The 22756-nt window shown below is 62.0% G+C and carries 23 protein-coding genes; 14 read left to right on the top strand and 9 right to left on the bottom strand.

Annotation, left to right across the window (positions count from 1 at the left end; all coding sequences use genetic code 11):
* Positions 1–3: 3 nt before the first annotated feature.
* Both ccoO and ccoN read right to left on the bottom strand, forming a co-directional pair.
* On the bottom strand, positions 4–738 hold the full coding sequence (gene ccoO, locus AC1DJO_RS21540) for a cytochrome-c oxidase, cbb3-type subunit II (protein ID WP_112389765.1): 735 nt from the start codon (positions 736–738) through the stop codon (positions 4–6).
* A gap of 8 nt (positions 739–746) precedes the next feature.
* Positions 747–2369: a cytochrome-c oxidase, cbb3-type subunit I gene (gene ccoN, locus AC1DJO_RS21535; protein WP_112444342.1), complete on the bottom strand. Its 1623-nt coding sequence runs from the start codon at positions 2367–2369 to the stop codon at positions 747–749.
* A 240-nt stretch (positions 2370–2609) separates the two neighbouring features.
* Here ccoN and AC1DJO_RS21530 point away from each other — a divergent pair, with 240 nt between their 5' ends.
* The 7 genes from AC1DJO_RS21530 to AC1DJO_RS21500 all read left to right on the top strand — a co-directional run bounded on the left by AC1DJO_RS21530 (position 2610) and on the right by AC1DJO_RS21500 (position 8743).
* Positions 2610–3341: a Crp/Fnr family transcriptional regulator gene (locus tag AC1DJO_RS21530; RefSeq protein WP_112386738.1), complete on the top strand. Its 732-nt coding sequence runs from the start codon at positions 2610–2612 to the stop codon at positions 3339–3341.
* Positions 3342–3359: 18 nt separating this feature from the next.
* Positions 3360–5282: a PAS domain S-box protein gene (locus AC1DJO_RS21525; RefSeq protein WP_112386737.1), complete on the top strand. Its 1923-nt coding sequence runs from the start codon at positions 3360–3362 to the stop codon at positions 5280–5282.
* 114 nt (positions 5283–5396) lie between these two features.
* Positions 5397–5843: a pseudoazurin gene (locus AC1DJO_RS21520; RefSeq protein ID WP_112386735.1), complete on the top strand. Its 447-nt coding sequence runs from the start codon at positions 5397–5399 to the stop codon at positions 5841–5843.
* Positions 5844–6001: 158 nt separating this feature from the next.
* Positions 6002–6439: an adenosylmethionine decarboxylase gene (gene speD, locus AC1DJO_RS21515; protein ID WP_310289838.1), complete on the top strand. Its 438-nt coding sequence runs from the start codon at positions 6002–6004 to the stop codon at positions 6437–6439.
* Complete coding sequence (locus tag AC1DJO_RS21510) at positions 6439–7542, top strand: fused MFS/spermidine synthase (protein WP_112386734.1); 1104 nt, start codon at positions 6439–6441, stop codon at positions 7540–7542. Before speD ends, AC1DJO_RS21510 begins: the two co-directional genes overlap by 1 nt.
* Before the next feature lie 3 nt (positions 7543–7545).
* Positions 7546–8379 (top strand): hypothetical protein, encoded by an 834-nt coding sequence (locus tag AC1DJO_RS21505; protein ID WP_112386733.1) that lies wholly within the window; start codon positions 7546–7548, stop codon positions 8377–8379.
* Positions 8380–8389: 10 nt separating this feature from the next.
* Entirely contained in the window at positions 8390–8743 is a 354-nt protein-coding gene (locus AC1DJO_RS21500) for a hypothetical protein (protein WP_112386732.1), read from the top strand.
* A gap of 404 nt (positions 8744–9147) precedes the next feature.
* On the opposite strand, the gene AC1DJO_RS21495 is transcribed toward AC1DJO_RS21500, so the two are convergent.
* Positions 9148–10947 (bottom strand): IlvD/Edd family dehydratase, encoded by a 1800-nt coding sequence (locus AC1DJO_RS21495; RefSeq protein ID WP_112386731.1) that lies wholly within the window; start codon positions 10945–10947, stop codon positions 9148–9150.
* Between the two features lie 106 nt (positions 10948–11053).
* Here AC1DJO_RS21495 and AC1DJO_RS21490 point away from each other — a divergent pair, with 106 nt between their 5' ends.
* Positions 11054–11980, top strand: coding sequence for a LysR family transcriptional regulator (locus AC1DJO_RS21490; RefSeq protein ID WP_112386762.1), 927 nt, complete (start codon positions 11054–11056; stop codon positions 11978–11980).
* Between the two features lie 17 nt (positions 11981–11997).
* Here the strand turns inward: AC1DJO_RS21490 and AC1DJO_RS21485 are convergent, their stop codons facing one another.
* The 4 genes from AC1DJO_RS21485 to hemN all read right to left on the bottom strand — a co-directional run bounded on the left by AC1DJO_RS21485 (position 11998) and on the right by hemN (position 15036).
* Positions 11998–12261 carry a BON domain-containing protein gene (locus AC1DJO_RS21485; RefSeq protein WP_112386730.1) on the bottom strand — a complete coding sequence of 88 codons (264 nt, stop codon included), beginning with the start codon at positions 12259–12261 and terminating at the stop codon, positions 11998–12000.
* A gap of 63 nt (positions 12262–12324) precedes the next feature.
* On the bottom strand, positions 12325–12813 hold the full coding sequence (locus AC1DJO_RS21480; RefSeq protein ID WP_112386729.1) for a hypothetical protein: 489 nt from the start codon (positions 12811–12813) through the stop codon (positions 12325–12327).
* A gap of 127 nt (positions 12814–12940) precedes the next feature.
* The gene (locus tag AC1DJO_RS21475) at positions 12941–13450 is read right to left on the bottom strand and encodes an NUDIX hydrolase (protein ID WP_112386761.1); all 510 of its coding nucleotides are present in this window, start codon (positions 13448–13450) and stop codon (positions 12941–12943) included.
* A 233-nt stretch (positions 13451–13683) separates the two neighbouring features.
* Positions 13684–15036, bottom strand: a complete 1353-nt coding sequence (gene hemN / locus AC1DJO_RS21470; protein WP_112386760.1) for an oxygen-independent coproporphyrinogen III oxidase — start codon at positions 15034–15036, stop codon at positions 13684–13686.
* 169 nt (positions 15037–15205) lie between these two features.
* On the opposite strand from hemN, the gene AC1DJO_RS21465 reads away from it, so the two are divergent.
* Together AC1DJO_RS21465 and AC1DJO_RS21460 are read left to right on the top strand one after the other, a co-directional pair.
* Positions 15206–15556 carry a hypothetical protein gene (locus AC1DJO_RS21465; protein ID WP_112386728.1) on the top strand — a complete coding sequence of 117 codons (351 nt, stop codon included), beginning with the start codon at positions 15206–15208 and terminating at the stop codon, positions 15554–15556.
* A gap of 86 nt (positions 15557–15642) precedes the next feature.
* A complete protein-coding gene (locus AC1DJO_RS21460; protein ID WP_112386727.1) occupies positions 15643–16203 on the top strand; it encodes a LysE family transporter in 561 nt (186 codons plus the stop codon).
* Here AC1DJO_RS21460 and AC1DJO_RS21455 read toward each other — a convergent pair whose 3' ends face one another.
* A complete protein-coding gene (locus AC1DJO_RS21455) occupies positions 16204–17283 on the bottom strand; it encodes a LacI family DNA-binding transcriptional regulator (protein WP_310290085.1) in 1080 nt (359 codons plus the stop codon). It abuts the gene before it with no gap.
* Between the two features lie 169 nt (positions 17284–17452).
* Between AC1DJO_RS21455 and AC1DJO_RS21450 the strand changes: the two genes are divergently transcribed.
* The 4 genes from AC1DJO_RS21450 (at position 17453) to AC1DJO_RS21435 (ending at position 22009) form a co-directional block, all read left to right on the top strand.
* Positions 17453–18436: an ABC transporter substrate-binding protein gene (locus AC1DJO_RS21450; protein WP_112386726.1), complete on the top strand. Its 984-nt coding sequence runs from the start codon at positions 17453–17455 to the stop codon at positions 18434–18436.
* A gap of 82 nt (positions 18437–18518) precedes the next feature.
* A complete protein-coding gene (locus AC1DJO_RS21445; protein WP_112386757.1) occupies positions 18519–20012 on the top strand; it encodes a sugar ABC transporter ATP-binding protein in 1494 nt (497 codons plus the stop codon).
* Between the two features lie 37 nt (positions 20013–20049).
* Positions 20050–21015 (top strand): ABC transporter permease, encoded by a 966-nt coding sequence (locus AC1DJO_RS21440; protein WP_405049562.1) that lies wholly within the window; start codon positions 20050–20052, stop codon positions 21013–21015.
* A gap of 10 nt (positions 21016–21025) precedes the next feature.
* Entirely contained in the window at positions 21026–22009 is a 984-nt protein-coding gene (locus AC1DJO_RS21435; RefSeq protein WP_477972824.1) for an ABC transporter permease, read from the top strand.
* Here AC1DJO_RS21435 and AC1DJO_RS21430 read toward each other — a convergent pair.
* Positions 22006–22731, bottom strand: a complete 726-nt coding sequence (locus tag AC1DJO_RS21430; RefSeq protein WP_112386723.1) for an SDR family oxidoreductase — start codon at positions 22729–22731, stop codon at positions 22006–22008. The genes AC1DJO_RS21435 and AC1DJO_RS21430 overlap by 4 nt on opposite strands.
* Positions 22732–22756 lie beyond the last annotated feature (25 nt).

Raw genomic sequence — 22756 nt, 5'->3', positions numbered from 1 at the left:
ACCTCACCGGTAGCCGGTGGCATCGTCATAGGTCGAGAAATCGACCAGCGTGCCGAGCATCTGCAGGTAGGAGACCAGCGCATCCATCTCGGAAAGACGCTGCGGATCGCCGTCGAAATCGCCGGTCTTTGCCTTCGGGTAGCGCTGCAGCAGCGCCGAGGTGTCGGCGTTGGGATCGGCCTGCGCCTTCATGTCGGCTTCCGCATTGGCGAGCATGTCGTCCGTGTAGGGCACGCCGACATCCTCGTTGGCTTTCAGGTCCATGCCGATGTCCTTGACGGTGACCTCCTGCGTCTTCAGGAACGCGTATCTCGGCATGATCGATTCAGGCACGGCCGCCCGCGGATCGGACAGATGCTGAACATGCCACTCGTTCGAATAGCGGCCGCCGACGCGCGCGAGATCCGGCCCGGTGCGCTTCGAGCCCCATTGGAACGGGTGGTCGTACATGGATTCCGCCGCCAGCGAATAATGGCCGTAGCGCTCGACTTCATCGCGGAACGGCCGGATCATCTGGCTGTGGCAGAGGTAGCAGCCTTCGCGGATGTAGATGTTGCGGCCTGCCAGTTCGAGTGGTGTGTAGGGGCGCATCCCCTCCACTTTCTCGATGGTATTCTGCAGATAGAAGAGCGGCGCGATCTCTACGATGCCGCCGATCGAGACGACCAGCAGCGAGCCGACGAGCAGCAGCGTCGCGTTCTTTTCGAGGATCTTATGTTTGTCCAGTATCGATGCCATGGTTCACCTCACTCGGCAGGCTGTGCCTGAGGCACATAAGCGGTCGGGATAGCGGCTTCGTCGCGCAGGCGTCCGCGGATGGTCATGAAGACGTTCCAGGCCATGACGAGGCCACCGGCGAGATAGAGCGTGCCGCCCAGCGTGCGCAGCACATAATAGGGGAACATCGCCGAGACGGTTTCTGCGAAGGAATAGACGAGGAAGCCCTGCGAATTGTATTCGCGCCACATCAGGCCCTGCTGGATGCCGGCGACCCAGAGCACGGCGGCGTAGACGACGATGCCGAGCGTGGCGAGCCAGAAATGCCAGTTGACCATCCGCAGGCTGTAGAGCCGCTCGCGGCCCCAGAGCTTCGGCGTCAGGTAATAGATCGCCCCGAAGGTGATCATACCGACCCAGCCGAGCGCGCCCGAATGCACGTGACCGATGGTCCATTCGGTGTAGTGGCTCAGCGAATTGACGGTTTTCACCGACATCATCGGCCCTTCGAAGGTCGACATCCCGTAGAAAGCGATGGCGACGATCATCATGCGGATGATCGGATCGGTGCGGATCTTGTCCCAGGCGCCCGAAAGCGTCATCAACCCGTTGATCATGCCGCCCCACGACGGCATCCAGAGCATGATCGAAAACACCATGCCGAGCGTCTGGGCCCAATCGGGCAGAGCCGTGTAATGCAGGTGGTGCGGACCAGCCCAGATATACATGAAGATCAGCGCCCAGAAGTGGATGATCGACAGGCGGTAGGAATAGACCGGGCGGTTGGCCTGTTTCGGAACGAAGTAGTACATCATCCCCAGGAAGCCTGCGGTCAGGAAGAAGCCGACGGCGTTATGGCCGTACCACCACTGCGTCAGCGCATCCTGGACGCCGGAGAAGACCGAGTAGCTCTTCGATCCCAGGAACGACACGGGCACGGCGAGATTGTTGACGACGTGCAGCATGGCGATGGTGACGATGAAGCCGAGATAGAACCAGTTCGCCACATAGATATGCGGCTCGCGACGCTTCAGGATCGTGCCGAGATAGACGACGAGATAGGCGACCCAGACGATGGTCAGCCAGATATCGACATACCATTCCGGCTCGGCATATTCGCGGGCCTGAGTGATGCCGAGCACGTAGCCGGTCGCCGCCATGACGATGAACAGCTGGTAGCCCCAGAAGACGAACCAGGCGAGACTGCCGCCGAAGAGCCGCGCATGACAGGTGCGCTGTACGACATAGAACGAGGTCATGATCAGCGCATTGCCGCCGAAGGCGAAGACAACGGCCGATGTGTGAACCGGCCGCAGCCGCCCGAAATTCAGGTAGGGTGCCAGATTGAGATCGGGACATGCGAGCTGCGCGGCAATGATCACGCCGACGAGGAAGCCGACGACACCCCAGAAGACGGTGGCGATCAGCCCGTAGCGGATGACCTCATCGAAATAACCGGATGCCTCCGGCTTCGGCTGACGTCCCGCCGGCGAGAAATCGACGCGGCGTATTAAGATCACCGTTCCGGCAAACAGGCAGAAACACAGGATCCCCATATGGGCGGCAAAGAGCTGATCGTGGGCGAAGGCTGCTCCTAGCAAGGCTAGGAACGCTGCGACCGCGACCATCACGGTCTCGGTTGTGTAGTTCATGGTATCGTCCCCAGTGCGCAGCAGGCCGCGTGACGGCGCGCTTTCTCGTACTTTGCAGCAAGGACTGTCATGGAGCTCTCCGGCACTCCTTGATTTACATCAACGAACCGAACGGCTTAGCCGGTGATACCCAGCCTGTTACAAACTGTTACGCAGTCTCACCATTTGGCACCGTCCGCTCATCCTCGTGTGACGCAGCGGCTGTCTATTCCCTCGCGTGCAAACGAGGGGACTACGACGATGCTGATGCAGAACCACCAGGCGTTCGAACATGGAAAGCCCGCCGGTGAAGCGGCAAAGACGGGGCGCTCGCTGTCGTCGGTGTTTCATCTCTCGGCACTCGAACCGGTCGCCGCCGGCAAGGCGCTCTGCTGGGAAGGCGATGCGGCAAAGCATCTGTTTCAGGTGGTCGAAGGCGTTGTCCGCCTGCAACGCATCATCGGCGAGGGCCGCCGGGTGATCACCGGGTTTCATTTTGCCGGAGAAATCGTCGGCGCCTTCCTGCAGGGCGACTTCCTGTTCACTGCCGAGGCTGTCACCGATTGCAAGATCCGCCGCGTCTCGCGCAAGACCTTCCAGGACGAGGTGGCGCGCTCGGATGCGCTACGCCCCGAATATATCGCACTCCTCTGTCACGAGACGGCAGCGGCCCATGATCAGATGGTGCTCCTGTCGAAGAAGAATGCCGAGGAGCGGCTGTGCAGCTTCATCGCCACGCTCGCCGCCCGCCCCGGCGCCCAGCCGCGCCCGGGATTACTGCGCGTGCCGATGAACCGGCAGGATATCGCCGACTATCTCGGCCTGACGATCGAGACGGTTTCACGCACGATCACCAAGCTCTCGCAGCGCAACGTCGTGGTCCCCGAAGGCCGTCATGACTTGAGGATTCTCAGCAAGGGCAAGTTGATCCAGCTCTCGGGTAACGCAGATGATTTTCCGGAGAAAAACTGCCATAGGGTCAGCGTTCACTGATCGCAGCAGGAAGCAGCCATGCCCCATCGCCTGATCTCGCCGCGCACGGCCTCCCCCCAGGAACTGGACGCGCTTGTGCATGTTCTCGATGGCGCCGATATCATCGTGCATCGCCTCGAAGGCACGATCACCCATTGGTCGATCGGCTGCGAGAACATGTATGGCTGGGCGCGCGAGGAAGCGGTCGGCGAAAAGGTCGATGTACTGCTCGCCACGCGGTTTCCGGAGCCGGTCGAAGATATCCACGCACACCTGAGGTCACGCGGTTTCTGGCAGGGCGAGATCGTCCACCGCCACAAGAGCGGCTACGACCTTCACGTCGCCACCCGCTGCGTGCTCGTCAACCTTCCGGATGGTGAACCAGCTGTCATTCAGGCGAACAGCGACGTCAGCGCTCTCCGGAAAGCCGAAGAGGCCGTCAGCGCAAGAGAGGCGCATCTGAGCTCGATTCTCGAGACGGTGCCCGACGCGATGGTCGTCATCGACCAGAAGGGCAAGGTTCTCTCCTTCAGCACAGCAGCGGAAAAGCTGTTCGAGATGACCTCGGACCAGATCTGCGGCAGGAATGTCAGCAATCTCATGCCCTCGCCCTACCGCAGCGCCCATGACGGCTATATCGGCCGTTACCTGGAAACCGGCGAGAAGCGGATTATCGGCTACGGCCGCGTCGTCACCGGCCAGCGCGCCGATGGCTCGCAGTTTCCTATGGAACTGCATGTCGGCGAAGCGACCGCGAATGGCGAGCGGATTTTTACCGGTTTCGTCCGTGACCTGACCAGCCGCTTCAAGATAGAGGAAGACCTGCGCCAGGCGCAGAAAATGGAAGCGGTCGGCCAGTTGACCGGTGGCCTCGCACACGATTTCAACAACCTTTTGACTGTGATCAGCGGCAATCTCGAGATGATCGAAGACAAGCTGCCGCCGGGGCCACTGCGCGATATGCTGCGTGAAGCGCAGGGTGCGGCGACAGACGGAGCGAAGCTGACGGGACAGTTGCTTGCCTTCGGCAGGCGCCAGCCGCTCAATCCCCGGCATGCCGATCTTGGCCAGCTTCTCACCGGCTTTTCGGATCTGCTGCGGCGGACGCTCGGAGAAAATATCAAGCTCTCGACCATTCTCTCCGGATCCGAATTCAATGTGCTTGTCGATAGCTCGCAGCTCCAGAACGCCATTTTGAACATCGCTCTCAACGCCCGCGACGCGATGCCGAAGGGCGGCAGTCTGACAACCGAGATTTCGTCCGTGCATCTGGATGCCGACTACGCCAAGATGTATCCCGAAGTCCGCAGTGGAAACTTCGTGCTGATCTCGATGACCGACACCGGTTCGGGGATGACCGAAGACGTGAAGAAACGTGCCGTCGAGCCGTTCTTCACCACCAAGGAAACCGGCTCCGGCACTGGGCTCGGATTGAGCATGGTCTATGGCTTCGTCAAGCAATCCGGCGGCCATCTGCAGATCTACAGCGAGGACGGCCGGGGAACGACGATCCGCATCTACCTCCCGGCAATCGGCCCGACGCCGAAAGCATCCGCTGAGGACGGATCGGCCGTCGAAAGCCCGATGCCGCGCGGTCACGAGCAAATCCTGGTGGCCGAGGACGACATTCGCGTCAGACGCGTTGCCGTCGCAAGGCTTTCCGGCATGGGATACGCGGTGCTCGAAGCCGACAATGGCCGGCGGGCGCTTGAAATCCTCAAGGACAATCCGGAGATTGCCCTGCTCTTCAGCGATATCGTCATGCCCGGCGGAATGACCGGCGATGAGGTGGCACGCGCCGCCCGCGCTATCCGGCCCGATATCGCCGTGCTCTTCACCTCCGGCTATTCGGAGCCGGCGCTGGCGGCTAACGAGGTGATCCCCGGCGCCCAATGGCTGCGAAAACCCTATACGGCCCGCGAGCTCGCCGCGAAGATCCGCGACCTTCTCGACGCCAGATGATCCTGGGGCGAAACGCCGATTCCGCACCTGAAGTTTGACCGGCATCAAAGAGCATCTCTGGTGGATGACTTAGAACGTCTCGGGGCGAACGGCCCGCAAAACAGGAGACGTGCGATGAATTTGAAATACGGCCTGATCGCCGCAACGGCGGCCATGATCGCCTCGCCAGCACCGCTGATGGCAGCCGATCACCAGGTCCAGATGCTCAACAAAGGCACTGATGGCGCCATGGTCTTCGAGCCGGACTTCATCAAGATCGCTCCCGGCGATACCGTGACCTTCGTGCCGACCGACAAGAGCCACAATGTCGAGACCTTCAAGGGTCTGATCCCGGATGGCGCTGCGGAATTCAAGTCGAAGCCGAGCGAGCAGTTCCAGACGAAATTCGATATCCCCGGCGCATATGTCGTCAAGTGCACGCCGCATTTTGCCATGGGCATGGTAGCGCTGATTCAGGTGGGCGACCAACCCGCCAATCTCGACGCCATCAAGACGGCCAAGGTTCCGAACCTGGCACGCAAGCGCCTGGATGGCGAACTTGCGAGGGCCGCCGCGCAATAAGGCGCCGATCGTCGGACGGAGCGCGGGTTGCAATCCCTGGATGCGGCCCGCCTCTGGCTCCCGGCAATATATGTTGTCTGGCTAATATTTTGTGGCATGCTCATTACAAACTCCGTTCGATGTTGGGTTCCATGGGTGGAAGAGCGGCCGGGGACGCCATGACGGTGTCCGTTCATCGCAAGTCTGCAGCCTGCTACATGCCACCCATGCCCGTTGGCAGCGTGGTTCATGCGGGCAGGACCAATGGCGAACTTCCCGGCCGGCATCTCATCGCCGATTTCAGCGGCGCCACACAACTCGGTGACGTCGCACATATCGAGGCAGCGTTCCGCGCAGCCGTGAAAGCTGCGGGCGCCACCCTTCTCGGTATGAATTTTCACGTCTTCGACCCCGGCGGCGGCGTGACAGGAACCGTCTCGCTGGCGGAAAGCCACATGTCCATCCACACATGGCCCGAGCACGCGTATGCAGCGCTCGATATCTTCATGTGCGGCGCCTGCGATCCGCTGAATGCCCTGCCGGCACTGGTCGAGGCGCTCTCGCCTGCCCTGGTGGAACTGCGCCAGATCATTCGGAGAGAGGCAACGGATCTGTAATGGTCATTGTCATTTCGGACGATCCGGAAGAAACCGCACTGGAGCCGCTGCCAGCGATTTCGCGGCCCTACCCTCTGCCGGAGCTGCCGCCAGGCCGGGTCTTTGTCGAAGGGCTGGATACCGACGTGCCGCCGCGGAGCGGCAGCGTCTTCGTTCTCGAGGACGCCGATATCTTCGACGAGTATCACTATCGCGCCCAGTCCATCGTCTGCTCGTTTCGAACGCCGTTTCAGAACGTCACGATCGCCGATACCTACAGCTTCGGCCGTGCGCTGTTCCTCGACGGCGCCATCCAGAGCGCGGAGGACGACGAGGCGCTGTATCACGAACTGCTCGTGCATCCGGCCATGCTGATGCATGACAACCCGCGTCAGGTGCTGATCATCGGCGGCGGTGAAGGCGCAACGCTCCGCGAAGTGCTTGCCTATCGCGACGTGACGCGCGCCGTGATGGTCGATATCGACCGGGATGTGGTCGATTGCTGCCGCGAACATCTTGGCACCTGGAACTACGGCGCTTTCACCGATCCCCGGGCGGAATTGCATTATCGCGACGGCCGGGACTATTTGGAGACGACCGACGAACTCTTCGATATCATCATCATCGACGTCGTGGACATGCTGGATAACGGCCCGGCCCAGCACCTCTACACCAAGGAGTTCTATCGCTCGCTGCGCGGCTGCCTGCGCGACGGCGGCATTCTGGTCGTGCAGGCGCTCGAATTTTCGTCCTGCAACTACAAGGGCCACACCGCACTTCGCCGGACGCTGCAGACGGCCTTCACCAAGGTCAGCAGCTATCAGGTGCCGATCCCGTCGTTTCTCGCCGTGTGGGGCTTCATTCTGGCGTCAGACTGGCTCGACCCGGAAGAGGAGAATGCTGTCCGCCTTGACCAGCTGATCGATGCCAGGCTCGGCGATGACTGGCTCGATCACGCGACTGGCGCCTTCATCATGTCGCGCTTCTGCTTCGACAAGGAGACCGGCTTTCTGCTCGGCCTTGCCGGCCCGGTGCTGGAAGACGGCGTGGCATTCATCCCGCCTCCCGATGTCCATACGGTCGATGACGGCATGCGGCAGCTGCCCGCGCTGGCGGACGAGTAGCCGATGGCTGCGAACGGCGCTCAGCATTGCCGGCTGTTCCTGCTTCCTCCGGGTGAAGCCAGCCGCGCCGACGCTCCCCTCCTTTGCAGCCTCTCATATCCACGTCCGGTTTCGCTGCATGCATCGATCACGCCGATCGAGAGCGAGACCGTTCCGGGTGCGCCATTTCCCGATACCAATGATCAGCAGTTTGAAGTCATCTTGCTGCCGAGCGGCTCCCAGACCTCCTTTGCTCTACAGGAAGCGGCAGCAGACTGGCTGCGCAACGCAGCCGCGCAAGACCGATTCGAAAGCCTGTCCGCCGATCTCAAACTTCGCAACGGGCAGATCAGCATCCGCGGTCACCGCGTCGTCATCCAGTCCGCGCCGGAGCTTTTCAGAGACCTGCTCATAGGCATCGGGGCATTCGGCTGGCTCTGGCTTGGTATCGAGGATACCGAGCGGGCATTCGAGACCGCCTGGGATGGGCAATATCGCGATGCCGCGCTTCTTGAGCGCCGTACCTACAGCCGCCAGATCAGCCGTGAGCTCTCCGCCAAGGCGGCTGAAACCGCACGGCTTCGGCAGTGGTTTCTGAAGACCACGCTGCTTCTGGAGCGCGGCGACCGCGGCCTTCCAGCCGCCTCCCGCCGCAGCTTCTTCGAACTTTGCCAGCAGATGGACTTCGGCCGCCGGCTTCAGTTGATCGGCGAGGCGGTCGAAGCGCGGGAGACGCTCTACGGAACCGCTGCCGAACGCAGTTTCGAATACCGCATGTTCCTGGTGTCATGCGTGATCGAAGCGGCCATCCTGGCCGGTATCCTGATCGAAATCGCAATCATGCTCTACGATCTTTGAGGAGGGGTAGATGAGATTCCGCATAGTCCTGGCCGCCATGGCCATAGCAACGCCGGCGCTTGCCCAGGAGGCATCGCTGTCCGGGGCGCAGATCAAGGCCGCCTTCGCCGGCAGGACGGTCTCTGGAACGGAAGATGGCGCAGCCTATCAGGAGAAACTTCTTGCCAACGGTTCGATTCAGGGGCGCTCCAGCCTTGACGGGAGCTATACCGGGGAATGGGAAGTCGATGGCAACGAGATCTGCTTCTACTACGACGATGATGACGAAGACGACGATGAGGATTGCTCGCGCGTCATCCTGAAGGGAGCCAGTGTCACCTTTATCGACGAGGACGGATCCCGTTCGAGGGCGACCTTGCGATAGAGCGGCTGGGCGGCTCAGACGGGCACGGTTTCGCCTTTCCTCTCAAGCTTTTGCACCGCCGGGGCCGTGTCACGCCGATGTCACGCGACGATGATCCGAGGTTGTGATTAGCTTTTTTCCGAGGGGCTGGGGGGCCGCTCATGAAACGGCTTCGCCAGAGTTCGAGTAGCGAAGCGTCCTGTTCAGGAGACCCGCCTTTTTAGGCGGGTCTTTCAATTCGAGGGACCTAAATTGACCAAAATCCATATTTCATTCGGAATAGCTTTTCTCGTGGCGCTGACATCGCTGATCCTGGCACTTCTCGGCTCGCCACTGCCTTTCTGAGCGGCCGCCGCCTGGCCGCCAAAACAAAAATGGCACGGGCGAGCCCGTGCCATTTTTGTTTCATCGCAGCTGATTTCAGCTCAGTGGTTGTCGCGCGGCACGCCCTTGGTCTGGGCAATGCGCTGATACTTGACCGCCGGTTCGAGCACCGCGCCGGTTTCCAGCTGGCCGACGACCGAGCGCTGGATTTCCTGCCATGGCGTCTGGTGGTCGGGATAGCGGTAGCCACCATCGGCCTTGAGAGTCGCATGCCGCTCGGCAAGCTCGGCGTCCGAGATCAGAATATCGGCGCGGCCCTGGCCAACGTCGATACGCACCCGGTCGCCAGTCTTCAGAACTGCGAGCCCGCCGCCCGCGGCGGCTTCCGGCGAAGCGTTGAGGATCGACGGGCTGCCTGATGTGCCAGACTGGCGTCCGTCGCCGATGCAGGGCAGCGACGAGACGCCCTGCTTCAAGAGGTAGTCGGGCGCACGCATGTTGACGACCTCTGCGGCACCCGGATAGCCGATCGGACCGGCGCCGCGCATGAAGAGGATGGTATAGGCATCGATCCCGAGCGACGGATCGTCGATCCGCTTGTGATAATCTTCGGGACCATCGAAGACGACCGCCCTGCCCTCGAAAGCTTCCGGATCCTTGGGATTGGAGAGGTAGCGTTCGCGGAACTCCGGCGAGATGACGCTGGTCTTCATGATCGCCGAGGAGAACAGATTGCCGCGCAGCACGCGGAAACCGGCACGTGGCTTCAGCGGTGTCTCGTAGCGGCGGATGACCTTTTCGTCCTGGATCGTCTGCCCGCGACAGTTGTCGCCCATCGACTTGCCGTTGACCGTCAGCGCGTCTTCCTTGATCAGGCCCTGGCCCATCAGCTCATTCACCACGGCGGGAACGCCGCCAGCGTGATAATAGTCTTCGCCGAGATATTCACCGGCCGGCTGCAGGTTGACGAGCAGCGGCACTTCCTCGCCATAGGTCTGCCAGTCGTCGACCGTCAGCTCGACGCCGATATGGCGGGCCAGCGCGTTGAGATGGATCGGTGCATTGGTCGATCCGCCGATCGCCGAATTGACGCGGATGGCGTTGATGAAGGCATCCTTCGTCAGGATATCCGATGGCTTGAGGTCTTCGCGGACCATATCGACGATGCGCAGGCCGGTGCGATAGGAAATCTCCTGACGGTCGCGATACGGCGCCGGAATGGCGGCCGAACCCGGAAGCTGCATGCCGAGGGCTTCGGCCAGCGAATTCATCGTCGTCGCCGTGCCCATGGTGTTGCAATAGCCGGTCGAAGGGGCCGACGACGCAACAAGCTTCACAAAGCCCGCATAATCGATCTCGCCCTTTGCCAGTAGCTCGCGGGCCTTCCAGACGATGGTGCCGGAGCCGGTGCGCTCGCCGCGGAACCAGCCGTTCAGCATCGGCCCGACGGAGAGCGCGATCGCCGGAATATTGACGGTGGCCGCCGCCATCAGACAGGCCGGCGTGGTCTTGTCGCAGCCGATGGTCAGCACCACGCCATCGAGCGGATAGCCGTAGAGCACTTCGACGAGGCCGAGATAGGCAAGGTTGCGGTCAAGGCCCGCGGTCGGACGCTTGCCGGTTTCCTGGATCGGATGAACCGGAAACTCGATGGCGATGCCGCCGGCTTCGCGAATGCCTTCGCGCAGGCGATTGGCGAGCTCAAGATGATGCCGGTTGCAAGGCGACAGATCGGAGCCTGTCTGGGCAATGCCGATGATCGGCTTGTCCGACTGCAGCTCTTCCTGGCTGAGGCCGAAATTCATGTAGCGCTCGAGATAAAGCGCCGTCATGTCGGCATTATCAGGATTGTCGAACCAGGCGCGGGAACGAAGGCGGGGCTTGCTGTCGTGTTGGGTCATTGCGCTATCCACGTTGTTTATTGACATGCAAATATCCTAAGGCAGGCGGATTGTATAATACCGTTCTCCTATTCTGACTTAGCAAAACCGAATATCAGGAGTGATGATGACAAGGCTTGACGCCTTCAAACTCAAGCATCTGCGCATGCTCGTCGCTCTGGAAGAGCACGGCAAGGTCGGCAGCGTAGCCGGAATGTTCGGCTTGTCCCAGCCCTCGCTGTCGCGAACGCTGGTCGAGCTCGAATCACTGGCCGGGCATCGGCTGTTCGAACGGCACAACCGCGGAACGGCGCTGACGCCGGAGGGCAAGGTTCTGGCGCGCTACGCCCGGACCTTGCTGGCGGAAGCGGCACGCGCCGAATACGACATGAAGGTCATTGCCTCGGGCAAGCGCGGCAGCGTCAGCATCGGCACGGTGATGACGCCCGCTTCCGAGATCGTCGTTCCCGCCCTCAACGATGCGCAGGCTGGGTATCAGGATCTCGACATCAACGTCTCGCACGGCAGCAGCGATGCGCTTCTCGCACAGCTGAGCGCCGGGAGCCTCGATTTCGCGATCTGCCGTCTGCCCGAGAATTTCAACCGGACAATGTTCGACTACGAGCCGCTCGGCGAGGAAACCTTCCGGATGGTGGTGGCGCGCGGGCATCCGCTGGCTGCAAAACCGGCCGTAGAGGAGGCAGATCTCGAGGGGCTCGACTGGGTGCTGCAGCCGGAAGGCTCCTATCTGCGGGATGTGATGGATGATTATCACCGGGCGCATGCCATCGTGCCGCGCAGTGTCATTTCCACTTCGTCGGTGCTCATGACCATCCTGCTCGTCAAGAGCAGCGGCCGGGTCGGGATCTTCGCCAAGACCGTCGCCGAGATGCTCGACCAGCACCAGCTGCTGACGGCGCTGCCGATCCACGCCCGCATCGACATTCCGGGCTTCGGCCTGGTGCAATTGAAGGGCAAGGAGCTTTCGCCGCAGGCTCGAAGCGTGTTCGAGGCATTGCGGCAAAAAGCTCGCGAACGCAAGACGTGGGATTGAGGCGAGCAATCCCTGGCCTAAGGCGCCAGACGCCGCACCAGATGATACGCCGTCGAGATGTCGTCGTTGACGACACGCTTGATGCCTCGCACATTTCCGGCAGCAGCACCTGCCGCCTCGCGCGTTCCCGTGCTTGCCAGCCGCCCCTTGAGGGTGACGACGCCGTTCGCCACGGTCGCCTTCACCACGTCATGTGTCAGCCCGAGTTCCATCTGCAGCCGGCTGCGCACGGCAGTCGATAACGCGTCATCGCCGATCGGCACGATATCGTTCACAAACATCACGGAGCTCCTTCTCTCACCGCGAAGTGAACAACGGGCGGGAGCGCTACGCCTTGACGTAGATCAAGCGCCGGCAGGCGTCAGCTTCGCGTCTGATACGAGAGAAGGCACCGCGATCGCCTGGCGGATCTCGCCGATCAGCTGCCGCTCTTCTTTGATATGCCGGCGCGCCGGGCAGCAGAATGAACGGAGCGCATAGGCGATGGCGTCCGCCGAGAGGCTGCTTCGCCCCCTGCTCAAGTCGCACAACACCTTGACGGCGCGCTCTGCCATATCGCGTTGCTCGAGCCGATCGGAAATCCGGCGCTGCTCTTCGTCTCTCGGTGCCGGGACGCTGATAGCGAGGGCAGGATGCCGATCGACGCTGGTCTCTTCCAACTGATGTATCCTCACCAAAAGCGGAACGAGGTCTCGCGTCAGTGTCCTGCACAATCCCTCATCGACATGGCAGGGCAGAAAATCGGCAATCGCCTCGATCAGATCGCACCAAGACGACAATTCGCTAAGGTGCGTTTCCAGTGCATCGAGGCCGCCACGTGTCTCATCTATCATTCCAAGCCCCCTTGAACCGGCGAACACGAGGCCATCGGCGTGTTCGTCCGAAGACGGGCTATAGAGAACAGTCAGGATTTTCTTTGAGATCGATCAACAAGACCGTGATTTGGGCGGCAATGGGCTGTCACTTGACCTTGAAATCGACCAGCAGGGATTTCAGCTCGATCTCGCGAACGCGCCGCGCCGCCTCTTCCGGCTCGACCCAGGCAAGCACCCGCTGGCCTCGCTCCTTGAAGTTCTCGGACTGCTCCAGCACCTCGACCGTATAGACATCGACGATGCAGGGGGCGACGTCGCCATTGTCGAGCCATTTCAGGTACGTGTAGCGGCCGACCGGCTTCTTGCCGACGGTGCCACGCACGCCAGCCTCTTCCCAGGCTTCGGTCGCCGCCGCCTCATAGGGCTTCTTCTTCTTCATCGGCCAGCCCTTGGGGATCACCCATCGCCGGCTTTCGCGCGAGGTCATCACCAGCACTTCGATGCCGGAGCTGCCCGGCGCCTTGCGGTAGCAGAGCGCCCCATATTGCTGGCGGAAGGCGCCGGTGAACAGCTTGTCGGGCGTGGCGGCGAGCTGCTGGAGAAGCGTCTTCGGCTTTTCCGGCGCAAGCTTTCGCTCCTTCTTCTTCGGCACCATCTGAAGGGGCTGGCTCCGCCACCCATCGTGGTGGAGATCTGTGACGAAAAGATTCATTGCTGCTCCGACGGACAGGCACGGCCATCCGTTTTTCATGCCACGTCGGTCGGGCATTAGCAGACAATTTGCAGCCATCGGCCAAAAGGGCAACCCCGCGGGCAGCGCCCACTATGAGATTTTGATCGCAATCCCCGGCTATGGAGGGGTCGCCTCGTCAGAGAGTTGTAGCCGTTTCAGGCACCCTTGCTATGCGTGCGCCCCGGCGCTCCGAGATAGGCATCGAAGGCAGCGGCCACGGCGCGCACCATGAAGCGTGCTTGCTGCGAAACGGTCAGCCGCCCGTCCGCCAGCGTCACCACGCCGTCGGCCAGCAGTTGCGCCAGCCGCTCGTTGCGGCGCGTCAGGAAGGCAGGGTCATATCCGGCTTCGCCGCTGAGCGCAGCAAGATCGGCCTCGAAGCTGCACATCAGCCTTTCGATGACCTTTGCCCGCAGCCTGTCCTCAGCGCTCAGCACATAGCCTTTCGCAGTCGGCAGGATGCCGGAGGCGACGCGCTCCGCATAGCGGCCGGGGGCGACCTCGTTCTGGACATAGCCTCCGGGAAGCTTGCCGATCGCAGAGGCGCCGAGACCAATCAGCGTTTCGCAGTCGTCGGTGGTATATCCCTGAAAATTCCGCCGCAGCGTTCCCTCATGCGATGCCAGCGCCAGCGGGTCATGCGGCAGCGCGAAGTGATCGAGGCCGATGCGGACATAACCGGCGCCGACGAGTTCGTCGGCGATCGCCTCGGCCTGGGCATTGCGCTGGCTGGCATCCGGCAGCTGCGTCTCGTCGATCAGCCGCTGATGCTTCTTGAAGGACGGGATATGGGCGTAACCGAATACCGAAAACCGTTCCGGCCGGAGCTCGACAGCCATCCTGACCGTCTCAAGACAGGAGCGCACGGTCTGCAGCGGCAGGCCGTAGATCAGGTCGAAATTGATGCTGCGGGTGCCGTTTTCCCTCAAGCCTTCGACGGCTGCTTTCGTCTGATCGAAGGTCTGTATCCTGTTGATCGCATGTTGCACCCGCGGATCGAAACTCTGGACCCCGAGGCTGGCGCGATCGACGCCGTTGTCGCCGAGCGCGCCAATCATTGCTGCGGACAGGGTTCGCGGATCGATCTCGACGGCAACGCTGCAATCCGCCTCGAACCGGAAGGCGCTCCTCAGCTTCGCCATCAATGCGGCAAAGGCCTGAGGCGTCATGATCGTCGGTGTGCCGCCGCCGAAATGGATGTTTCGAACCGGCAGATCATTGCCGGCTGCCTGCGACACCAGTTCGATCTCCTCGCTCAGCACGTCGAGATAATCGGCAACCGGTCCGTCCTGGCGCGTCACCGACGTGTGGCAGCCGCAATACCAGCACATCGAGCGGCAGAACGGGATATGCAGATAAAGCGATACCGGATCGGCCGCACCGAGCCGCGCCAGCCCATCCGCATAGGCCTCCGGGCCGACGGCAGCCGAAAAGGCCGGTGCTGTTGGATAACTGGTGTAGCGCGGCAGGCGGGCTTCACCATATTTGGCGACCAGGGCATCGGACATCGTGATTTCCTTCATCTTCGTCTCGCGGGCTTATGCCGCGCGGCCGCTCACCCTTCCTTGTCCTAGATCAACGAACCGGACACGCCTCAGGCGGTCTTGATCGAAATCAAAGTATCGTCTCCATGCATCGCGTAGACTTGGCGCGTTGCGGGCGTGAGAGGACCATTCGATGCGATACGCGATCATTGCTGCGCGACTGGACGAGAGGGAAAAGTGCGGCCGTATCGAGATGCTCGATGGGGCAGTGGCACGCACCGTCATCATCACCCGGCGCGCGCTGCTCAGCATCGCTTCCCCGCCAAGGGCAACAGAAAGCCGGCTTCTGCAACATCTCGAAGCCTTCTGCGATGTCATCAGGACACAGAATATCGAACCCGACGCCACCGGGATGATCTTCATCAATGCCAACCACGTCCGAAACTGGCGTGGCCTGCGCGCGATGGACGATCCGGCGGACAGCGCTTCGATCCATACGCCAAACGCGGCCGGGCTCCCCTTCCCCAACCGGCCAGCCTTATAAATCCGCGCACGCACCCGCTGGAAATGGCAACGGGCAGGGACTATCGTTGCCTACTGAAACCGCAGGCTTCAAGGACACACAATCAGATGAACCTGCCGACTTTCTCTCTGGGCATCCTGGCACTGCTCATCCTGCCCGGGCCGACGAACGCCGTCCTTGCCATGATGTCACCAGGCCTGACGGTGAAACGCCTGACGTCCCTGCTGCTCGCTGTTGTCTCCGCCTATCTGCTGGTCATCCTGCCGGTATCCGGCATCGCCGGTCCATTCCTTCACGCGCATCCGGCCATTGCGCAGGCAGTGCGGCTGATATCGGCGGTCTGGGTTCTGTTTCTGGCATTGAAGCTCTGGCGGTCGCAATCTGAAGGGGCGGCAGCGCCGGTCGGCATCCGCGAACTTTTCCTCACCACCCTGCTCAACCCGAAAGCCATCATCATCGGCCTGACCATGGTGCCGGCCGTCGAGGCGCCGCTCCTGCTGACAGTGCTGATCTTCGTGGCATCGGTCACGGTGACGTCGACGCTCTGGATTGTCCTTGGCCGGCTGATCATCGGGCGGGGCACCGCCATGCCTCTGCTGGCGCAGCGCTGCGCCTCTGCCGTGCTGATGTTTTTTTCCGTGACCCTGGTGATCAGCGCCGTCGGCTGATCAGGGTTTGGTCTTTGCGGTCGAGGTTCTGACGACGAGCGGACCATCGACCTTGATGGTCATCGGCCGCAGCGTCTTGCCGTGGATGGCCATATCGATGAGCGTCTCCGCCGCCTTCTGCCCCATCTCGTAGTTCGGCAGGACCAGCGTCGAGAGCGGCGGATGGGTGTAGCGCGCCAGCTCCTGGTCGTCATAGCCCATGACGGAGAGATCTTCGGGAACGCGAAAGCCCTTCTCGGCCGCCGCTTTCATCACGCCGATCGCCATCAGATCGTTGCCGCAAAAGATCGCTGTCGGCGGATTGCTCATCGACAACAGGTCGAGACCAGCCTCATAGCCGCGCAAGGGCAGCCAGTCGCCGTCGCGCACCAGCGTCTCGTCGAAGGCGACATCGACGGTGGCGAGCGCCTGCTTGTAGCCCTTGAGGCGATCGACCGCCGCGTCCATCCAGGGTTCGCCGTTGATGAAGCCGATGCGCCGGTGGCCGAGCGAGGTCAGATGCGCCGTCGCGGCAAAGCCGCCCGCCACTTCGCCGGGCACGATCGCCATATGCTGACGCGGCTCGGCATAGCAGTTCAGCAATACGGTCGGGATGTTCTTCAGCAGTTCCGGCACCTTCACCTTGCGGGTGAAGATCGTCGCATAGATGACGCCGACGATCGTCGGGTCGCGCAGGATCGAGCGCAGCACGGCGTCTTCGAGATCCGGATTGGAACGCGTTGCATGCGCCGAGGTCAGGAAACCCTGCTCGAAAGCAAAATCGCGCACGCCGTCGAGGCTGACAACGGGATGCGGGCTGGTGGAGATTTCGTCGACGACGAAGGCGATCGTGTCTTTCTCGATTCGCGTGTCCGGCTGAGCTTCATGACGAACTCCAGGTAATTTATAACCAATTTTATGAGCAGCCTCCAAAACCTTGGCCTGGGTGTCCGGCGAGATGCGTGATCCCGACATTTCATTGAGCACAAGCGACACGCTGGACTGCGAAACGCCCGCAATACGGGCAACATCGGTCATTGTAGGCCGTCCAGCCTCACCGCGGCGCCCGTTTTCCCCGCCGCGGCCATTCTTTTTCGTCATCACAATATCCTCCCGATGACTTGCTGCAGCACAAACCAAAATTTGTGCAATAGCTCATAAAATGACGCTTGACTGCTAATATTATTAGCTACAAGATTAGCTCATGTGAAGCAGTTATTGCTCACTGCCGGTTGGGAAGATACCGGAAAATTCGGGAGGAGAAACTGAGATGTCCGCATTCTCACGTCGTACATTCATGCTTGCTGCAACCGCACTCGGCGCCGTCGCCGTGGCCGGCACAGTTGCCATGGCAGAAGTGCCTGCGCTGAAGCAGAAGGAAAAGTACAAGGTCGGCTTCGCGCAGACCGAATCAAACAATCCGTGGCGCATCGCCCAGACCGAAAGCATGAAGGCGCAGGCTGAAAAGCTTGGCTACCAGCTGGTCTATACCGATGCCGCCGGCTCGGCCGCCAAGCAGGTTGCCGACGTCAACTCGATGATCGCCCAGGGCGTCGACCTGATCTTCCTCTCGCCGCGCGAAGAAAAGCCGCTGATCCCGGCCGTCAAGGCTGCCGAGAAGGCCGGAATCCCGGTCATCCTGCTCGACCGTAGCGTCGATCCGAAGCTCGCCAAGCCCGGCAAGGACTACCTGACCTTCATCGGCTCCGACTTCATCAAGGAAGGCCAGCGCGTTGCCGAATGGCTGGCGAAGAACGCCAACGGCAAGAAGAAGATCATCGAGCTCGAAGGCACGACCGGCTCCTCGCCTGCCAACGACCGCAAGAAGGGCTTCGACGACGCCATCAAGGCCGCTGGCGGCTTCGAGATCGTCGCATCGCAGTCCGGCGATTTCGCCCGCGACAAGGGCCGCCAGGTTGCCGAAGCGCTGCTTCAGGCGCATCCGGATGCGGATATCGTCTACGCCCACAATGACGAAATGGCGATCGGCGCCATCTCCGCCATCGAAGCCGCCGGCAAGGTGCCGGGCAAGGACATCCTAGTGCTGTCGATCGACGGCGGCAAGGAAGCTGTCGGCCTCGTGGCTGAAGGCAAGATCGGCGCAGTCGTCGAATGCAACCCGCGTTTCGGACCGAAGGCTTTCGAAACGATGGCGCGCTATGCAAAGGGCGAGAAGATCGAGCCTTGGGTCATCAACGACGACAAGTTCTACGATGCATCCAACGCCAAGGCCGAGCTCTCCAGCGCCTACTAAACTCCCAGCGTGACCGCTCCGGCCGGTTCGGCAGACGCCGTTCCGGCCGGCTTTTCCTTTATTGAATACGGAGTCGACCGGCATGCTGCTGTCGATGCAGGGTATCTCCAAATCCTTTGCCGGGATCGCCGCGCTGCGCGCCGCTTCCCTCGATATTGCCGAGGGCGAGATTATGGCGCTTGTCGGCCAGAACGGCGCCGGCAAGTCGACGCTGATCAAGATCCTGACCGGCGCCTATCAGCGCGACGAAGGATCGATCTGTTTCAACGGCGAGGACGTCGCCTTCTCGACGCCGGCAGAAAGCCAGGCCGCCGGGATCGCCACGATCTATCAGGAGATCAACCTGGCGCCGCAGCGCTCCGTCGCCGAGAACATCTATCTGTCGCGGGAACCGAAGAAATTCGGCTTCCTTGACCGCCGCGCCATGCGCGATGGCGCCCGCAAGGTGCTTGCCACCTTCAATCTCGATATCGACGTCGATCTGCCGGTTGCGCGCTTCAGCGCCGCCACCCGCCAGATGGTGTCGATCGCCCGCGCCGTGACCCAGAACGCCCGGCTGCTGATCATGGACGAGCCGACCTCATCGCTGGACGAGCGCGAGGTCGCCGTCCTTTTCGAGACGATCCGCACACTGCAGAAAAGCGGCGTCGCAGTGATCTTCATCGGCCACCGCCTCGACGAGCTCTATGCGATTTGCGACCGCGTCACCATCATGCGTGACGGCCAGACGGTTGCCGTCAGCGCCATGAAGGATATCCCCAAAATGGAGCTGGTGCGCCACATGCTCGGCCGCGAACTGGCGGCTTTCGAAGCGCTCAGCCGCGATGCCGACAATGCGATCGAACGGCCGGTGCGCCTTGAGCTGCAGGGCGCCGGTTCGGGCCTGCGCGTCCGCGACGTCGATCTGCTGATCCGCGAGGGCGAGATTTCCGGACTGGCCGGCCTTCTCGGCTCCGGCCGCACGGAGACCGCCCGCATCATCTTCGGCGTCGACAAGCTGGAGCGCGGCAGCCTGAGCTTCAACGGCACCTCGCGCAGCTATGCCGAACCGGCCGCGGCGATCGCCGATGGCATCGGGCTCGTTTCCGAAGACCGCAAGATCGACGGGATCATTCCGGATATGAGTATCCGCGAGAACATGACGCTGGCGCTGCTGCCAAAACTGAAGAAAGCAGGCATCGTCGACCGCGCCCGCCAGGACGAGATCGTCGCCCGCTTCATCAAATCGCTCGGCGTCAAATGTGCCTCTCCGGACCAGCCGATCAAGGAACTGTCGGGCGGCAACCAGCAGAAGGTGCTGCTGGCCCGCTGGCTCTGCACCGATCCGCGAGTGCTGATCGTCGACGAGCCGACACGCGGCATCGATATCGGCGCCAAGTCCGAGATCCTGCGGCTGCTGCGAAACCTCGCAGATGATGGCCTCAGCGTGCTGATGATCTCGTCGGAACTGGAAGAGCTGCTGGCCGCCGCCGATCGCGTCACCGTGCTCAGCGACGGTATGTCGGTCGCGGTTCTGCCGAGACGTGAACTCTCGGAGCAAAGCCTCCTTGCCGCCATGGCGCATCAGGTGAATTGACATGACGATATCGGATACCGCCATCAAGCCGTCAACCATGTCGAAGGCGTCAGCGCTTCGCATCGCCAGCCGCTACGGCACCTTAGCTGCATTCCTGCTCTTGATCGCCGTCAACATTGCGATCACCCCGAACTTCTTCTCGTGGCAGACGCTGAACGTCAATCTGACCCAGGTCGCCACGATCGTCATCGTCGCAACCGGCATGACGCTGGTGATCGCCACCGGCGGCATCGATCTTTCGGTCGGCTCGCTGATGGCAATATCGGGCGCCATCGCGCCGATGATCTTCCTGGGAACCCTGTTCCCGATCGACAACGTCGCGCTTGCCGTTGGCCTTGCTTTCGTGGTGCCGGTCATCGTCGCCATGCTGTTTGGTTGGTTCAACGGCTTTCTCGTCACGCATTTCTCGATCCAGCCGATCGTCGCCACCCTGGTGCTGTTCATCGCCGGGCGCGGCATCGCGCAGGTGATGACCAATGGCAATCTGCAGGTCTTCAAGAACCCGGCATTCCAATGGATTGCCATGGGCCATTTCGCCGGCATCCCGGCGCAGGTGGCTCTGATGATCGTCATTGCCGCCCTCGCCTATGCGCTGATCCGCTTCACTGTCATCGGCCGCCAGATCATCGCCGTCGGCGGCAACGAAAAGGCGGCGCGGCTGACGGGCATTCCGGTCAAGCGGGTGAAGACGCTGGTTTATGTGATCAGCGGTGCGCTTGCCGGTATCGCGGGGCTGATCGTCGTGGCCAGAAACTCCGCCAGCGACGCCAATCTGGTCGGCATGGGCATGGAGCTTGACGCGATTGCCGCCGTCGCCGTCGGTGGATCGCTGCTGACGGGCGGGCGGGCCAATATCTTCGGCACGCTGCTTGGCGCCTTCGTCATTCAGCTGGTGCGCTACACGCTGCTTGCCAATGGCGTGCCCGATGCCGCCGCGCTGATCGTCAAAGCGGGACTGATCGTCATTGCCGTCTTCATCCAGCAGCGCGCCGACAAGACCTGAGGACACCGAGATGCTTTCCGCCCTCTTCAAACCCTTCGCCCCGAAATCCGCCGGTGACCTTGCCCGCCTCGGCGTACTGATCGCGCTGGCCGCGCTCATTCTCTTCGGCGCCCTGCGCTACGAGAATTTCCTGTCGCCCTTCAATATCCTGAGCTTCCTGCGCTACAATTCGATGTTCGCGCTGATCGCGCTCGGCATGGCCTTCGTGATCATGACCGGCGGCATCGATCTCTCCGTCGGCGGGGTTGCGGCGCTGGCAAGCGTCGTTTCCGCACTCGCCTCGCCCTATGGCTGGGCGGCGGGGCTGGTGGCGGGCGTCGGCGCCGGTCTGCTCGTCGGCATGCTCAACGGCTTCGTCATCTCCAAGATGCGGATTCAGCCGTTCATCGCCACACTGGCCGCTATGCTCGCCGCCTATGGCACCGCCTTGCTGCTAGCTGACGATCAATCGGTCTCCGTCGACTACGACACCGCTTTCGTATCGATCGGCCAGGACGATTTCCTCGGCTTTCCGATCCCAGCCTGGATCGCGCTCGCTGCTTACATCGCCGGATGGATTTTCCTCGAACGCCGCCCCTCCGGCCGCCATATTCTGGCGATCGGCGATGGCGAGCACACGGCCGCGCTGATGGGCCTGAAGGTCAATCGCACGCTGTTTGCGATCTATGCTCTCTCGGGCGCGCTTGCCGGACTTGCAGGCGTGATCCTCGCTGCCCAGTTCGGCGCGGGACAGCCGACCGAAGGCGTCGGCTGGGAGCTTTTCGCCATCGCCTCGGTCGTCGTCGGCGGCACGCTCCTGACCGGCGGATCCGGGTCGGTCGGGGCAACGCTGGCAGGCGCGCTGCTGCTAGGCATGGTCTTCAACGTGTTGAATTTCGAGAACGGTCTCGGCTGGATCTCGCTGTCTGCCTATTGGCAATCGGTGATTCGCGGCGCTTTCCTGCTCGTCGTCGTCATCCTGCAGGCACGGCTGACGGCCAAATCGGCCACCTAGGAAACCGCGAGACCGCCATCGACAGGCAGCGACACACCGTTGACCATCGATGCACCGTCGCTGAGCAGAAACAGGATCGCCTCGGCGACCTCGTCCGGATCGAGGAACCGGCCAAGCGGAATGCGGGCCTTGACCGGATCGGCCTTGGCCGGATCGCTCCAGGCAAGCTCGCCCATCGGCGTCAGCGTCACCGTCGGGTTGACGCTGTTAACCCTGATGCCTGACGGGCCGAGCTCGGCTGCCATCACCCGCGTCATCGCATCGAGCGCTGCCTTCGAGGCGCAATAGGCGGTGTGATTGGCGACACCGCGCCGCGCCGCATCGCTGGAAACGTTGACGATCGCGCCCTTGATGCCGCGGGCCAGCCAATCCCGCACCACGATCTGCGACAGCACCATCGGCGCGACCGTGTTGACGTTCATCACCCGGTTGAATTCCGCGAGATCACTGGTCACGAAGCTCTGCAGCACGGTCGTTCCGGCGCAGTTGACGAGCAGATCGACCGGAAGCGCCAGGCGGACCGCCGCTTCAATCGCACCGATCCCGGCAAGGTCGGCGCAGATCGTCTCGCAGGCGATCTCCGCGGCAAGGCTCGCCAGATCATCGGCACTGCGGCTGAGAGCGACGACCTTTGCCCCGCGCTTTGCCAGCATCACCGCCGTCGCCCGGCCGATGCCCTTGCCAGCTCCCGTCACCAGCACGCGGCGCCCATTCCAATCCATTCTGTCGTCCTCCTGCTCCTTCATT

The organism is Rhizobium sp. 05N430 (genome assembly GCF_056396985.1).
Note: the sequence above shows the minus strand (reverse complement) of the source record. Positions and strands in the feature narration are given on the sequence as shown.

Coding starts and splice junctions, on each gene's coding strand:
- ccoO (WP_112389765.1), bottom strand. CDS start 738: ATGGCATCGATACTGGACAAACATAAGATCCTCGAAAAGAACGCGACG.
- ccoN (WP_112444342.1), bottom strand. CDS start 2,369: ATGAACTACACAACCGAGACCGTGATGGTCGCGGTCGCAGCGTTCCTA.
- AC1DJO_RS21530 (WP_112386738.1), top strand. CDS start 2,610: ATGCTGATGCAGAACCACCAGGCGTTCGAACATGGAAAGCCCGCCGGT.
- AC1DJO_RS21525 (WP_112386737.1), top strand. CDS start 3,360: ATGCCCCATCGCCTGATCTCGCCGCGCACGGCCTCCCCCCAGGAACTG.
- AC1DJO_RS21520 (WP_112386735.1), top strand. CDS start 5,397: ATGAATTTGAAATACGGCCTGATCGCCGCAACGGCGGCCATGATCGCC.
- speD (WP_310289838.1), top strand. CDS start 6,002: ATGACGGTGTCCGTTCATCGCAAGTCTGCAGCCTGCTACATGCCACCC.
- AC1DJO_RS21510 (WP_112386734.1), top strand. CDS start 6,439: ATGGTCATTGTCATTTCGGACGATCCGGAAGAAACCGCACTGGAGCCG.
- AC1DJO_RS21505 (WP_112386733.1), top strand. CDS start 7,546: ATGGCTGCGAACGGCGCTCAGCATTGCCGGCTGTTCCTGCTTCCTCCG.
- AC1DJO_RS21500 (WP_112386732.1), top strand. CDS start 8,390: ATGAGATTCCGCATAGTCCTGGCCGCCATGGCCATAGCAACGCCGGCG.
- AC1DJO_RS21495 (WP_112386731.1), bottom strand. CDS start 10,947: ATGACCCAACACGACAGCAAGCCCCGCCTTCGTTCCCGCGCCTGGTTC.
- AC1DJO_RS21490 (WP_112386762.1), top strand. CDS start 11,054: ATGACAAGGCTTGACGCCTTCAAACTCAAGCATCTGCGCATGCTCGTC.
- AC1DJO_RS21485 (WP_112386730.1), bottom strand. CDS start 12,261: ATGTTTGTGAACGATATCGTGCCGATCGGCGATGACGCGTTATCGACT.
- AC1DJO_RS21480 (WP_112386729.1), bottom strand. CDS start 12,813: ATGATAGATGAGACACGTGGCGGCCTCGATGCACTGGAAACGCACCTT.
- AC1DJO_RS21475 (WP_112386761.1), bottom strand. CDS start 13,450: ATGGTGCCGAAGAAGAAGGAGCGAAAGCTTGCGCCGGAAAAGCCGAAG.
- hemN (WP_112386760.1), bottom strand. CDS start 15,036: ATGTCCGATGCCCTGGTCGCCAAATATGGTGAAGCCCGCCTGCCGCGC.
- AC1DJO_RS21465 (WP_112386728.1), top strand. CDS start 15,206: ATGCGATACGCGATCATTGCTGCGCGACTGGACGAGAGGGAAAAGTGC.
- AC1DJO_RS21460 (WP_112386727.1), top strand. CDS start 15,643: ATGAACCTGCCGACTTTCTCTCTGGGCATCCTGGCACTGCTCATCCTG.
- AC1DJO_RS21455 (WP_310290085.1), bottom strand. CDS start 17,283: ATGACGAAAAAGAATGGCCGCGGCGGGGAAAACGGGCGCCGCGGTGAG.
- AC1DJO_RS21450 (WP_112386726.1), top strand. CDS start 17,453: ATGTCCGCATTCTCACGTCGTACATTCATGCTTGCTGCAACCGCACTC.
- AC1DJO_RS21445 (WP_112386757.1), top strand. CDS start 18,519: ATGCTGCTGTCGATGCAGGGTATCTCCAAATCCTTTGCCGGGATCGCC.
- AC1DJO_RS21440 (WP_405049562.1), top strand. CDS start 20,050: ATGTCGAAGGCGTCAGCGCTTCGCATCGCCAGCCGCTACGGCACCTTA.
- AC1DJO_RS21435 (WP_477972824.1), top strand. CDS start 21,026: ATGCTTTCCGCCCTCTTCAAACCCTTCGCCCCGAAATCCGCCGGTGAC.
- AC1DJO_RS21430 (WP_112386723.1), bottom strand. CDS start 22,731: ATGGATTGGAATGGGCGCCGCGTGCTGGTGACGGGAGCTGGCAAGGGC.